Below are 13,520 nucleotides of genomic sequence, written 5' to 3' on the forward strand. Positions count from 1 at the left end.
TGCCCCACCTGAGCGGGGCACACTGCCCGGCGTCACGGCAGCGAGTTCAGGAACGACTCGTGGCTGTTCTGGAACTCCCAGTTGTAGTACCTGTCCCAGTTGATCGACCAGGTCATCAGGCCCCGCAGCGCCGGCGAGGTACCGCCGCGCAGCGTGTACGAGCCGCATCCGGTGCCCTTGACCAGGCAGTTCACCGCCGTCTGGACGTCGGCCGGCGAGGTGTAGCCGTTGCCGGCGCTGACCGCGGCGGGCAGGCCGATCGCGATCTGGTCGGGGCGCAGGCCGGGGAAGAACTGGCCGGTGTTCGCCACGGTGAAGCCGGCTTTGAGCATGTCGGTCATCGCGATGTGGAACTCGGCGCCGCCCATGTTGTGGTACTGGTTGTCGAGCCCCATCACCGGGCCGGAGTTGTAGTCCTGGACGTGCAGCACGGTGAGCGAGTCGCGCAGCGCGTGGATGACGGGCAGGTAGGCGCCGGTCCGCGCGTCACCGGCGCTGGTGCCGCCGTAGAACTGGTAGCCGACCTGCACGAAGAACGTCTCCGGCGCCATCGTCAGGACGAACCCCGAGCCGTACTTGGCCTTGAGCGACTTCAGCGCGGAGATGAGGTTGACGATCACCGGCGTGGTCGGGTTGCGGAAGTCGGTGTCACCGGCGTTGAGCGAGAGCGAGTGGCCCTCGAAGTCGACGTCGAGTCCGTTGAGGCCGTACTTGTCGATGATGGCGGAGACGGAGCTGACGAACTTGTCCCGCGCGGCGGTCGTCGTCAGCTGGACCTGGCCGTTCTGGCCGCCGATGGAGATGAGGACCTTCTTGCCCTGCGCCTGCTTGGCCTTGATGGCGGCGGTGAAGTCGGCGTCGCTCTCGACGTTCGGGCACTCGGTGGCCGGGCAGCGGTTGAAGCGGATGTCCCCGGAGGTGACGGAGGTGGGTTCGCCGAAGGCGAGGTCGATGATGTCCCAGGCGGCGGGGACGTCGGCCATCCGGACGTAGCCGGAGCCGTTGGCGAAGCTGGCGTGCTGGTAGCCGATGAGGGCGTGCTTGGGCAGGCCGGTGTCGACGCAGCCGGTGGTGGTGGCGCTGGTGGTCGAGGTTTTGGGCGATTCGCCGGCACTGTTGTACGCCGCGACGGCGTAGCTGTGGGTTTCGCAGGCTTTCAGGCCGCCGACGGTGGCGCTGGTCCCGGTCGTCGTGGCGACGACGGTGCTGCCCTCGTAGACGCGGTACCCGGTGACGGTCCCGGCGCTCGCGCCCCAGCTCAGGGCGATGGAGTTGGCCGTGACGGTGGTGATCTGGGGAGTGCTCGGCGTGGTGGGCGTGCCGGGGGTGTTGCCACCGGGGCCGTCGAGGACGACGTCGTCGGCGTAGTAGGTGCCGGCGCCGTACCAGCCGTGGAGGTAGAGCTGGGCGGAGGTCTGGGCGCCGGTGGTGAAGGTGAGGGAGAGCTGGTTGTAGGCGCCGCTGTTGCCGGACCAGGTCGAGGGTCCACCGGTGACGCCGAGGTAGACGGGGTTCCCGCGCACCCAGGCCGAGACGGAGTAGGTGGTGTTCGGCTGAACGGACACGGTTTGCGAGCACTGGGCGTAATCGGCACCGACGGGCGTGCCGGCGAGGGCGTAACCGCCGCTGTGGGTGGGGGTGCTGACGGCGGCGGCGTTGGCGCAGGTCCAGCCGGTGAGGGAGCCGGCTTCGAAGCCGGGGTTGGCGAGGAGGTTGGCCGCTTCGGCGGTTCCGGTGGCGAGTCCGGAGAGCGCGAGTATCGCGGCGGCGAGGATTGCGGACAGTCTGGAACGCCTCATCGGGTCCTCCAGTCGGGGAGACTGGGTATATTGTCTAGACCAATATGTAAAATGTCCAGACCAACCGAGGGTGAGGCTTGCGCAGCTGGATAACCCTGCGCCTCGACGGCTCGAACTCATCCGCACGTCTCGGCGGCCGTCGGGATCAACCTCGCTGCACCCGATCGCCCGGAGAGTCGGCCCTGCCACGCCCGGCGGCCCTCGCCGCCACAGATTCGCCGCGCGCCCCGGCGGCCCGCCGCCACGCGAACCGCTCGACCCCGCGATCCTCGCCAACCGCCACGGTTCCGCCCCAGCTCCCAGCAGCCCGCCGCGAAGACCTCCGCCAAGCCAAGCCCCACTCAACAGCCCTCCACTGCCCGAACTCGCGCCTCAAAAGCCCGAGTTTCGCCTCACAGCACCCGCAGCCCAGCCCGCCGCACCTGGCGATCCCCGCCACCCTGCTCACCGCCCAGCCATCCCCGTCGCGGCTCCGGCCACTCCTGCCCCGACAGCCGGCCGGCCGCCGCGCCGGCAACCGACCCACCAGCGCCCGCAAGCCTCGCAGGCCCAAACCGCGGCACCCGCCGCCGAGCGATCTGCCGCAGCTCGGCCGGTCTTCCGCGGCTCGTCGTACCCGCGTCAGCAGCCCACCAGGGACTTCGCCACCAGGCGCGTCCGGCCCGCACCGGCCCGGTCGATCACCTGCACGCTGCTCCACCCCGCCGGCACCCGCTCCGCCAGCAACCCCTCCCGCCAGCGCCGCACCCGCCGCACGTGCCGGGCGAACGACCGCGGCCGCACCACTCTCCCCCGGCTGCGCTGGCCCGCCAGTGCCTGCGCCGCCGTCACGTCCAGGAACAACAGCCGCACCGGGCGGCCGCTCACCGCTCCCACCAGGGCCAGCAACCCGCGGGTCGAAGCGCGCGTCGACGGCTCGTGGACCACGATCGGCCCTCTCGCCAGCGCCCTTCTGACCACCCTCGCCCGGTGCCACGCGTGGACGACCGGCCGGTAGCAGCGGTACGGCACCGATGGCACCGCCGCCGCCAGCCGCGTGCGGACCTGGTCGGAATCCAGCACCACCAGGCCGGGCGCGGCGTGGTGGAGCATCGTCGTCTTGCCCGCGCCGGGCAGACCCGCCACGACGAGCATGTCGCGGGGCCCGAGTTCGATGACCGTGGGCTCGCTCATGCCCCGTCAACGCCCCGGCAAAGGTAATGGTTCCTTTACCTTTGCCTCACCGAGCGTAACCAAGCCCGGAGCAAACCCGACCGTACGGACGGCGCCACCCGGGAAGACGCGCCGATGTCACCTCCCGTGCCCGGTGTCACCCACTCGCCTGAAAACCCATGCGCGGCAAGGCATTCGTCGCCCGGGAACCGCTTCGGGTGAAGATCTTCCCGTTCCCTTCCCGGCGTCCGGATTTTCCCTATCTTCTGAAAGGGACGCTCGGCCTAGAACAGGGGAACTCGTCATGACCCAGTCGCTCGAACTCCCGGTCCAGGAATTCTGTCTCGATTGGACGCTCACGGGCGACGAAAGCGGGCGGGTCGCCGTCACGCTCTCCGGGCAGGTGTCCCTGCTCGACAACAACCGGTTCTACAAGATCGACGGCGTCGTCTACGTCACCGAGGGTGACGCCGACATCCGCGCGGTCGGCAACCCGTGCCTGTCCGTGCGCCGTAACGGCGTCGAGAAGTCCGGGCGCCAGTGGGGCTGGGAGATGTGCTCGGCCCGCAAGCGGCTCGGCGCGCTGAACACGATGGAGGGCTACTTCGTCCGCACCGGCTACTGGGCGCCCGCCGACCGCGCGATCCAGCTGGGCCTCTGCGCCGAAACCGGGTGGAGCCGGCGCAAGAGCTACAGCCCGCACGTCACCGTCCGGATGGTCGACTGACCACTGTGGACGCGCGGCGCCGCGCCGCCGCGACCACGAGCCCCGCCGCGACCGCACCCGCGACGGCGCACCCGGCGCCGAACCCCGGCGCCGGCTCGTGCACCCGCAACACGCAGACGCACAGCCACGCGACGGCGCCGAACAGCAGGCCCAGCACCGGCCCGCCCACGGCCGCGCCGCGCCAGCGGTGGCCGTTGCGGATGGTCCGCAGCCCGGATTCGAGGTAGGCGAGCGCGAACAGCGCCAGGATCAGGCTGCCCGCGCCCATCGCGCTGGCCAGCGGGTGCTGGCTGGTGAGCAGAGTGAAGGTCTGGGTGACGGGTCCGGTTTGGACGGTCGCGGTGACCGCCCCGCCGACCACCCACCGCGCGATCGCCGGCAGGGTGAGCTCGGCGGTGAAGCCGTTGCCGGCCGGCTTCGCGACGGTTTCAGCCGAGCCGAGCGGAATCCCGGCGGCGGACAGGCTGATCGCGACCCGCCCGGGGTTCCCGGCCCCGGCGAGGACGAGCGGCGTGCTGAGGTCCACTTCGACCGGAGCGGTGACGCGGGTGTCGCCGAGCAACAGGGTGGGCGACGCCTCGTGCGGCAATCGGTCAGGGTTGAGCAGCGCGAGGACGACGAGAACGACGGCGGCGGCAGCGGCGGCCAGGCGGAGCCAGAGGACGGCGGCCTGGGAGCGGCTGGAAGGGTCGGAATCCGGGGCGAGGGTGCCACCGGCCGAGCCGGAGCCGGTGCCGCCGAAGCCGGACGCGGAGCCGGAGCTGCCCGCCGGGCTCGCACCGCCACCGGCATAGCCCGCCTGGAGACCGCCTGCCGAGCCGGAACCCGCTCCGGCGAAGCCGGCCGCGGCGCCCGGGTTGCCGGCCAGACCGGCTCCGGCCGCAGCGCCACCCGCATAACCCGCCTGGAGACCGCCTGCCGAGCCAGAACCCGCTCCGGCCGCAGCGCCACCCGCATAGCCCGCCTGGGGACCGCCTGCCGAGCCGGAACCCGCGCCGGCCGCAGGGCCACTGGCATAGCCGGCCTGGGGACCGTCTGCCAGGCTCGTGCCGCTGGCAGAGCCTGGTCCGAAGCCGCCCGCGGCTCCTGCCGAGCCAGGCCCGCCGGCGAAGCCGGCCGCGGCGCCCCCTGCCAGGCCTGCGCCACCCGCAGCGCCACCCGAGCCGGGGCTCGTGGCCACCCCACCACTCGTCGCGACGAGTGTCGCGTTTGGACCCGTTGGCCTTCTCACCGGCCGCGTCAGCTCTTCGCCCGGCGAAACCGTGGCCGAGTTCAACCCCGCGATCACCCGGGGCGTCAAGTGCAGCACCGGCACTCCGGACCGCTCCAGCCACCCCGGCCCGTAAACCGCCGTCGCCGCTCCGGCCAGGTCCGCCGCGAACGACTCCGCCTCTCGGTACCGCGAGTCCAGCTCGCGGGCCAGCGCTCGCATGATCACGCCCGCGATCGGCATCGGTACGCCCGAAATCGGCTTCGGGTCGGTGAACATGTGCTGGCGCATCATGCTGATCGCGCCGCGCGTGTTGTCGAACGGCAGCTCCCTCGCCAGCAGCTCGTACAGCACCGTGCCCGCCGCGTACACGTCGGCCGCCGGGCTCAGGGCGTTGCCCATCGCCTGCTCCGGGGCGATGTACGCCGGCGTGCCGAGGATTTCGCCACCGTGCGTGACCAGGGTCGCGCCCTCGCTGATCACCCGGGCGATGCCGAAGTCGGCCACCTTCACCACGCCCTGCAGGGTGAACAGCAAGTTGCGCGGCTTGACGTCCAGGTGCAGCACGCCCGCGCGGTGCGCCGCGTGCAGCCCGGCGAGCATCGCCAGGCCGATCGCGCACGCCTGCTCGCCGGTGACACCGTCGCCGTGGAACCGGCTGTGCACGGTGCCGCCGTCGAGGCGCTCCATCACCAGCAGGTGCTCGCGGCCGGTGCGGACGTAGTCGTACACCGGCACGATGTGCGGGTGGTCCAGGCTGGCCAGCACGCGCGCCTCGCGGTCGAACAGCTCGCTGCTCGCCGCGTGGTTGAGCACGTCCCACGGCAGCTGCTTGATCGCGACGTTCCGCCCGAGCGTCCGGTGCGTCCCGGCGAACACGACCCCCATGCCGCCTTCGCCGATCTCCGCCCCGATGTCGTACTGCGGCAGGGCGGCGACCAGCTCGGCCGGTGCGCTCATCGGGTGAATTCCTGCGTCGGCGGGACCGCCAGCCGGACCGTGGTGTCACTGTCGGTGACGACCGGCGGCGGCGCGGGGTGCGGCGTCAGGTAGCCGAGCAGGAACGCGATCGCCGCGGCGCCGAGCACCACCGGGATCTCGACCGCCGGCTCCGGCGGAACCAGCCGCAGCACCGACAGCGTGATCACCGCGACCAGGCCGGTGCCGAACCCGGCGGGCAGGAACCGCAGGCCACGGCGCCAGCGGTTGGGCGCCAGCCGGTGCCGGGCCAGCGCGAGCAGCGCGGTCAGCCACGCCAGCACGGTGAGCACGAGCATCGCCAGGCCGAAGACGCCGTAGACCGACCAGAAGGACCCCTGGACGTCGGCGACGGTCGTCGCTTCACCGAGCGTCGCGCGCTGGGCGTCGAGCAGCTCGACCGACGACGGCAGCAGCCCCGTCGCCTGTCCGGTGAGGTCGCCGAGGTCGAGCACGAACGTCCGGGTGATCGAGCCCCGCGCCGGAACTTCGAAGGGTGCCGTCGTGTCGTAGGCGAAGAACGTCAGGGCGAGCGCGACGCCGGAGAGCCGCACGCTGCGGACCTTCACCGGCGCGGTGCCCGAGTTGGTGGCCACGACCATCAGCTCGATCTGCTTGGCCGGGTCGACCGGGACGGTCGCGTCTACGACCGGCCGCCCGTCGATCGAAGCCTGCACGTCGAGCGAGCCGGAGTCCGCCGACGCCGGTGGCGCGCCGAGCAAGACGGCGCACAAACCCAACGCAACCCCCGCCGCGATGACACGTCCCATTGGGCATCCCCTACTTGCGTTATCCGACTGGTCCGGAATGCTACAGCGAGCACACACCGGGGAGGGACGTCCCAATGCGATTCGTGGTTCGGCTGTTTTTCGGCGCCGTGGCCGGAACGATACTTCTGCTCGCGCTGGCGAGCACGGGTAGCGCACAAGTTCCCCCTTCAGTTGGCTTGAAACCGTCGAGCGGCCCGAAGGGCAGTTCTTTCACCATTTCCTGGAACGGTTTCGCGGTCTGCCGGATCATCAATTTCACCTGGGAAGGCACCTCCCTCGGTTCGAAGGTGGCCCCGGCGACCAGCGGCTCGTTCCCCGCGACCGTGCCCGCCGGCGCGACTCCGGGCCCGCACACCGTGACCGCGACCTGCACGAGCCAGAAAGAAACCGCCAGCGGCACCTTCACCGTGACCGGGATCCCCACCACGACACCCCCGCCACCGACCACCACGACACCAGCACCGCCGGTCACCACACGCCCCACCCGGCCCGGCACCACCACGACCCCACCGAGCACGACCACCACCCCGCCGACCACCACGACGACCCCGCCGACGTCCACCACCCCCACCACGCCCGGCACCCCGGTGACCACCACCGAGCCCAAGCCCGGTGAACTGGTGCTCGACCGGCCGAGCGTCCAACCCGGCGACAAGCTGGCCGCGTCCGGGAAGGGCTGCGAGCCGGGCCGGATGGTCACCCTCACCTCCGACGGCGCCGAAGTCGGCTCCGCCTACACCGACAGCTCCGGCGCCTTCACCGCGCCGGTCCAGTTCGCGCGGATCGAAGCGGGGCGGCACACCGTCGTCGCCGAGTGCGGGGTGCGGCTGACCGGCTCGGTCGACCAGGTCGTGACCCGCTCGTCCGGCGGGCAGACCGGCACCCTCGTCGTCCTGGTGTTCTTCGTGCTCGCGGGCATCACGGTGATCCGCTTCCGCTGACCCCCGGTTGACATGCAGCCGTTCGGCTGCCTATCGTGAATAGGCAGCCGAACGGCTGCATGTTGTGAAAGGGTGCGATGGACGAGGTGTTCAAGGCCCTGGCCGATCCCAGCCGCCGCCGGCTGCTGGACGTGCTCAACGAGCGCAACGGCCGGACCCTGCGCGAACTGTGCGCGGGGCTGGACATGGCCCGCCAGTCGGTGAGCAAGCACCTGGCCGTGCTCGAGGCGGCCGGGCTGGTCACGACGACCTGGCGCGGCCGCGAAAAGCTGCACCACCTCGACACCGCGCCGATCAACGCGATCGCCGAGCGCTGGATGACCCGCTTCGACCGGCGGCGGGCGGGCGCACTCGCCGATCTGAAACGAGCTTTGGAGTCCGAACCGATGAACGAATTCGCGTACACCAGCTACATCAGCACCACCCCGGAAAAGCTCTGGCAAGCGCTTACCAAGCCGGCGTTCACGCGTCAGTACTGGGGCGTCGCTTTCGAAACCGACTGGAAAAAGGGCTCGCCGATGATCTGGGCGGAAAGCGGCGTGAAAACGAGTCACCCCGAGCAGGTCGTCCTCGAAGCGGACCCCTACCGCCGCCTTTCCTACACCTGGCACACGTTCACCCAGGAATGGGCGGACGGAAACGGGATCGACGCCGAAACCCTCGCCAAATTGCAGCAGGAAGGCCGTTCGAAGGTCACGTTCACCCTGGAACCGCAGGGGGAAACCGTGAAGCTGACGGTCCTGCACGACGGTTTCGAGCCCGGCAGCACGGTCCTGGCGATGTGCAGCCAGGGCTGGCCCGCGCTGCTCTCCAGCCTGAAGACGCTGCTGGAGACCGGTTCTCCGCTACCCGCAGCGTGACCAATCGGACCAACCAGTCCAACCAGACAGATCTGACACACACAATCGTCTGATTCCTCCCCCTTTCGTGGGCGCCCGGCTGAAGTCCCGGTGAATTCCCTCCTCTCGACGGCATCCGATGCGGTTTTCCGGGCGATAGGCTCGCATAATCCGTGACCGGTGATGGTCCGATCGAGTGACGGGAGCAGGCGTGCCGGGGTCAGTGCGTACCCGCTGGGTAGTGGCGGCGGTGGTCGTGGCCGCCGCGGGCGCCGTCGTGGCGTTCTGGCCGGACAGCGCGGCGGCCGGTGACCCCGAAATCGCGGTGTCGCGCTCGGCGTGCGGCACCGGCTGGGCGGACCCGAAGCCGGGGCCGCAGACGTTCCGCCTGCACAACACGGGGTCGGTGACCGCCGAGGTCGACCTGATCGACCCGGCGACCGGCGTGATCTACGGCGAGGTCGAGGGCCTCGGCCCGGCGACCACCCGGCCGCTGCAGGTCAACCTCGGCAACGGCAGCTACGCGTTCCGCTGCCTGCCCGAGGACGCGAGCGCGATCGTCGGGCCGGCCGTGCAGGTCAGCGGGGGTGCCGAGCGGACCGGCCCGGGCGTCGCGCCGGTGACGCACAACGACCTGCTCGGGCCGCTCAAGCAGTACCAGCAGCACGTCACGACGGGCCTGGGCGAGCTGGTCGCGAACACGGGCGCGCTGAAGAACGCGGTCCACGGCGGTGACCGCGCGGCGAGCGAAGCCGCCTGGCTGACGGCCCACCTGACCTACGAGCGCCTGGGCGCGGCGTACGATGCGTTCGGCGACTCCGACGGCGCCATCAACGGCACCGCCGACGGCCTCCCGGACGGCACATCCGACGCGGGGTTCACCGGTTTCCACCGCCTGGAGCAGGGCCTTTGGCACGGCGAGGACCTGGGCGCGCTGGGCGCGGCGGCCGACCAGCTGGACACCGACGCCCACGCGCTGCAGGCGTCCTTCGGCGACAGCCAGGTCGACGGCAACGACCTCGGCCTGCGCGCGCACGAGATCGTGGAGAACACGCTGCAGTTCGAGCTGACGGGCCGCACGGACTACGGCAGCGGCACCAACCTGGCCACGGCCCGCGCCAACCTCGACGGCACGCGCGCGGTGCTGGACGTGCTCCGCCCGCTGCTCGCGCCCCGGTACCCGGATCTGTCCAAGGTGGACCGCTGGCTGACCCGGACTCAGTCCCTTTTGGACGCGGCGCACCGGCCGGACGGGAGCTGGACGCCGCTGGCGCAGCTGCCGCAGAAGGAAAGGCAGAAGCTGAACGCGGATGTGGGCGAGTTGACGGAGTTGCTGGCGCCGATCGCCGCGATCGCCGAGCCGAGGAGGGTCTCGTGACCGACCAGTCTCGCTGTCCCGTCCCCCACCCCACCGGGCTGCCGCGCCGCTCCTTCCTGCGGCGCGCCGCCATGGGCGCCGGCCTCACCGTTGCCGCCGGGGCGGGGCTGGGCGCTTCCGCCGCCGTCACCGACAGCACCGCGCCCGTGCCCTTCCACGGCCCCCACCAAGCCGCCATCCTGCGGAAGCCGCCCACCCAGACCATCGTCGCCTCCTTCGACGTCGTCGCCGAGTCGAAAGCCGAGCTCGCCGACCTCTTCCGCGCCGTCACCGAGCGGGCGCGGTTCCTCACCGGGGGCGGGGCGCCCGCCGCGCTCGGCATCACCGCGCCGCCCGCCGACTCCGGGGTGCTCGGTCCCGTCGTGCCCGGTGGCGACCTGGGCGTCGTCCTCGGGGTCGGCGCCTCGCTCTTCGACGACCGCTTCGGCCTCGCGAAACTCAAGCCCGCCAAGCTGAAGCCGATGACGACGTTCCCGAACGACGCCCTCGACCCCGCCCAGTGCCACGGCGACCTCAGCCTCACGCTGTCGGCGAACTCCACCGACACCGTGCTGCACGCCCTGCGCGACATCGCCCGGGCGACCCGCGGGGGCATGCAGCCGCGCTGGAAGATCAACGGCTTCAGCTCGCCGCCGCGGCCGGCCGGGACGCCGCGGAACCTGATGGGCTTCAAGGACGGCACCGCCAACCCGGAAGAAACCGACTTCGACCGTCTTGTGTGGACACCCGGTGATCCCGCCTGGACCGCCGGCGGCAGCTACCAGGTGGTCCGGCTGATCCGGATGCTCGTCGAGTTCTGGGACCGCGTTTCGCTGGCCGAGCAGGAGAACATGTTCGGCCGCCGCCGCGACACCGGCGCCCCGCTCGACGGCACCGAGGAAACCGACGTCCCGCGCTACGCCGACGACCCGATCGGCACCGTCATCCCGCTGACCAGCCACATCCGCAAGGCCAACCCCCGCACGCCGGAGACGGACTCGAGCCGGATCCTGCGCCGCGCGGTGAACTACGACCGCGGCCTGGACAGCAACGGCAACCTCGACATGGGCCTGGTCTTCGTCTGCTACCAGCAGGACCTGGAGCGCCAGTTCGAAGCGGTCCAGACGCGGCTGGCCGACGAACCCCTGACCGACTACATCTCCCCGTTCGGCGGCGGCTACTTCTTCGCGCTGCCGGGCGTCACCGGGCCGGACGACCACTTCGGCCGCGCTTTGCTCGCCTGACTGGCGATCCCACCACGAAAGGAACATCCACTGTGGACAAGAGAACCCGCCGGCGACGGCGCGGCCTGCTCGGCGCCGGGGCCCTCGCCTCGGTGGCCGCGCTGGCCGTCGTCACCGGCTCCGCGGCGACCACCGCGGACGCCCAGCCGCTGAACGTCTTCCCGGCCCACTGGATCCCCACGGCCACGCCGATCAAGCACGTCGTGGTCATCTTCGGCGAGAACATCTCGTTCGACCACTACTTCGGCACCTACCCGAACGCGGCCAACACGGACGGCACCCCGTTCCAGGCCGCGCGCAACACCCCGAAGGTCAACGGCCTCGACAAGAAGCTGCTGACGAACAACCCGAACGCGTACAACCCGAAGCGGCTGACGCACGAGCAGGCGCTGACCTGCGACCAGAACCACAACTACGGCGCCGAGCAGGCCGCGTTCAACGGCGGCAAGATGGACAAGTTCGTCGAGAAGACCGAGACGGACAAGTGCACCGGTCAGCCGGTGCTGTTCGGCGAGCCCGGCCTGGTGATGGACTACTACGACGGCAACACCGTCACCGGCATGTGGAACTACGCGCAGCACTACGCGCTGAACGACAACTCGTTCAACACGGTGTTCGGCCCGTCCAGCCCGGGTGCGATCGACCTGATCTCGGGCAACACCCACGGCGTCCAGGCCGTCGACCCGGTGACGCACGAACCGGTCAGCGACGCCTACGCGGTGCAGTCGCCGGACGCGAACGGCGTCGGCACGATGATCAACGACCCGGACCCGGCGTGGGACGACTGCTCGGACAAGAACCACACGAGCAAGGACAACCTGGCCACCATGCACGGCCGCAACGTCGGTGACCTGCTCAACCAGCGCCACGTGACGTGGGGCTGGTTCCAGGGCGGTTTCCGCCCCACCGGCGAAGCCAACGGGTACGCGGTCTGCGGCCAGACGCACACCAACGTCGGCGGCAACGCGGCGGTCGACTACAGCCCGCACCACGAGCCGTTCCAGTACTACCCGTCGACGGCGAACCCGAAGCACCTCGCGCCGTCGTCGGTGCGGGCGATCGGCCAGACCGACCGCGCGAACCACCAGTACGACATCTCCGATTTCGACGCTGCGTTGACGGCCGGCTCGATGCCCGCGGTGAGCTTCCTGAAGGCCCCGGAGTACCAGGACGGTCACGCGGGCTACTCGGACCCGCTGGACGAGCAGCAGTTCGTGGTCGGTGAGATCAACAAGATCCAGCAGTCCCCGGAGTGGAAGTCGACGGCGATCGTGCTGGCGTACGACGACTCCGACGGCTGGTACGACCACGTGTCGTCGCAGATCGTCAACGGCTCGCACGACGCTTCGCAGGACCAGGCGGTGTGCACGGGCAAGCCGACGAAGGTGGGCACGTACGCCGACCGCTGCGGCTACGGCCCGCGGCTGCCGCTGCTGGTGATTTCGCCGTACAGCAAGGTGAACCACGTCGACCACACGCAGACGGACCAGACCTCGGTGCTGAAGTTCATCGAGGACAACTGGTTCACCGGCCGGGTCGGCGACTCGTCCTTCGACACCCGCGCGGGGTCGATGAACGGGATGTTCGATTTCTGGTGGCCGGAAGCGAAGAAGGTCACGCTCGACCCGAAGACCGGGGCGGTCGTGCACAGCTAGTCCACAGTGGAGGACGGGCCCGTGGCGACTCCGCCACGGGCCCGTTCCGTCAGCTCAGGTGCCGCGCGAGGAAGCCCTCGTCGACTCCGTTCCAGCGGATGGTGCGGTGGTCACCGGGGTTGGCGTGCAACGTCTTTTCGGCGGTCGCGAAAGCGTCGAAGAGCTCGAAGCACGATTCGCGGTCGACGTGCTCGTCGTCCCACGGGAGCAGGAACTGGACCGGCACGGTGATCCGCCGCGCCGCCGCGAGCAGCTCGTCGTACACGAAGAACCCGCCGCCGAAGATCGCCGCGGAGATCCGCGGGTCGGCCGCGGTCAGCGGGATCCCGATCGCGGTGCCCAGCGAGATCCCGCCGCCGTAGCCGATCGGCGCGTCGCGGCCGATTTCGGGCAACTGCTGCAGGGCATCCACCGTGGCCTGCCATTCGGGGACGGCCCGTTCGGTCAGGGAGAGCGCGTAGGCGATGCTGACCGACCGGAAGCGTTCGCGGTCACCCGTCGCGTGCGCTTCCCGGAAATCAGCGCGGACCTGCTCGTCTTCGGCCGTGCGCGGGCGCTCGCCGTGCCCGGGCGCGTCGATGGCGACGACGGAGAAACCCTGCCTGGTGACGGCTTCGCGGGCGCGGGCCGCCAGCGCCGGCGTCTTCTTGTGCAGGCCGCCGCCGTGCCCCATCAGGACCAGGGCCGCGGCCGCCGGACCGGACGCGGGTGACCAAAGGACGCCGGGGACGTCACCGACGGTGAAGCCGCGCTCGACGACCCCGTCCGCCTTCGCGACGGAGGTGAAACAAAGAGAACCCATGGGAAAGCCTTTCGGGAGTGCCTGGATCGAGGCGCTCCCCTGGCCT

At 70.7% G+C, this 13,520-nt stretch carries 12 protein-coding genes; 6 read left to right on the forward strand and 6 right to left on the reverse strand.

Annotated elements, in window-relative coordinates:
• Window positions 1-32: 32 nt before the first annotated feature.
• On the reverse strand, window positions 33-1,799 hold the full coding sequence (locus BLV96_RS12955) for a chitinase (protein WP_086677396.1): 1,767 nt from the start codon (window positions 1,797-1,799) through the stop codon (window positions 33-35).
• 621 nt (window positions 1,800-2,420) lie between these two features.
• On the reverse strand, window positions 2,421-2,972 hold the full coding sequence (locus BLV96_RS12960) for an AAA family ATPase (RefSeq protein ID WP_086677394.1): 552 nt from the start codon (window positions 2,970-2,972) through the stop codon (window positions 2,421-2,423).
• Window positions 2,973-3,255: 283 nt separating this feature from the next.
• Between BLV96_RS12960 and BLV96_RS12965 the strand changes: the two genes are divergently transcribed.
• On the forward strand, window positions 3,256-3,678 hold the full coding sequence (locus tag BLV96_RS12965; RefSeq protein WP_086677392.1) for a hypothetical protein: 423 nt from the start codon (window positions 3,256-3,258) through the stop codon (window positions 3,676-3,678).
• Here BLV96_RS12965 and BLV96_RS50650 read toward each other — a convergent pair.
• Genes BLV96_RS50650 through BLV96_RS50300 form a run of 3 tightly spaced genes read right to left on the reverse strand, consistent with a single transcriptional unit; the run spans window position 3,656 to window position 7,210 of the window.
• Entirely contained in the window at window positions 3,656-5,848 is a 2,193-nt protein-coding gene (locus tag BLV96_RS50650) for a serine/threonine-protein kinase (protein ID WP_244180201.1), read from the reverse strand. The two genes, BLV96_RS12965 and BLV96_RS50650, sit on opposite strands and share 23 nt — an antisense overlap.
• A complete protein-coding gene (locus BLV96_RS12980) occupies window positions 5,845-6,636 on the reverse strand; it encodes a hypothetical protein (protein ID WP_086677390.1) in 792 nt (263 codons plus the stop codon). Before BLV96_RS12980 ends, BLV96_RS50650 begins: the two co-directional genes overlap by 4 nt.
• 40 nt (window positions 6,637-6,676) lie before the next feature.
• On the reverse strand, window positions 6,677-7,210 hold the full coding sequence (locus BLV96_RS50300) for a hypothetical protein (protein ID WP_208608225.1): 534 nt from the start codon (window positions 7,208-7,210) through the stop codon (window positions 6,677-6,679).
• 13 nt (window positions 7,211-7,223) lie between these two features.
• Here BLV96_RS50300 and BLV96_RS12990 point away from each other — a divergent pair, with 13 nt between their 5' ends.
• The 5 genes from BLV96_RS12990 to BLV96_RS13010 all read left to right on the forward strand — a co-directional run bounded on the left by BLV96_RS12990 (window position 7,224) and on the right by BLV96_RS13010 (window position 12,672).
• On the forward strand, window positions 7,224-7,577 hold the full coding sequence (locus BLV96_RS12990; protein WP_244180202.1) for a hypothetical protein: 354 nt from the start codon (window positions 7,224-7,226) through the stop codon (window positions 7,575-7,577).
• A 77-nt stretch (window positions 7,578-7,654) separates the two neighbouring features.
• On the forward strand, window positions 7,655-8,437 hold the full coding sequence (locus BLV96_RS12995) for an ArsR/SmtB family transcription factor (RefSeq protein ID WP_086684722.1): 783 nt from the start codon (window positions 7,655-7,657) through the stop codon (window positions 8,435-8,437).
• 202 nt (window positions 8,438-8,639) lie between these two features.
• Window positions 8,640-9,794: an imelysin family protein gene (locus tag BLV96_RS13000; RefSeq protein ID WP_086684724.1), complete on the forward strand. Its 1,155-nt coding sequence runs from the start codon at window positions 8,640-8,642 to the stop codon at window positions 9,792-9,794.
• A 71-nt stretch (window positions 9,795-9,865) separates the two neighbouring features.
• Window positions 9,866-11,017 (forward strand): Dyp-type peroxidase, encoded by a 1,152-nt coding sequence (locus BLV96_RS13005; protein WP_208608243.1) that lies wholly within the window; start codon window positions 9,866-9,868, stop codon window positions 11,015-11,017.
• A gap of 32 nt (window positions 11,018-11,049) precedes the next feature.
• Window positions 11,050-12,672: a phospholipase C gene (locus BLV96_RS13010; protein WP_091389121.1), complete on the forward strand. Its 1,623-nt coding sequence runs from the start codon at window positions 11,050-11,052 to the stop codon at window positions 12,670-12,672.
• A gap of 49 nt (window positions 12,673-12,721) precedes the next feature.
• Here the strand turns inward: BLV96_RS13010 and BLV96_RS13015 are convergent, their stop codons facing one another.
• Complete coding sequence (locus BLV96_RS13015; RefSeq protein WP_086676275.1) at window positions 12,722-13,474, reverse strand: dienelactone hydrolase family protein; 753 nt, start codon at window positions 13,472-13,474, stop codon at window positions 12,722-12,724.
• Between the last annotated feature and the right edge of the window lie 46 nt (window positions 13,475-13,520).

It is taken from the genome of Amycolatopsis pretoriensis, assembly GCF_900107925.1.
Classification (GTDB): Bacteria; Actinomycetota; Actinomycetes; order Mycobacteriales; family Pseudonocardiaceae; genus Amycolatopsis; species Amycolatopsis pretoriensis.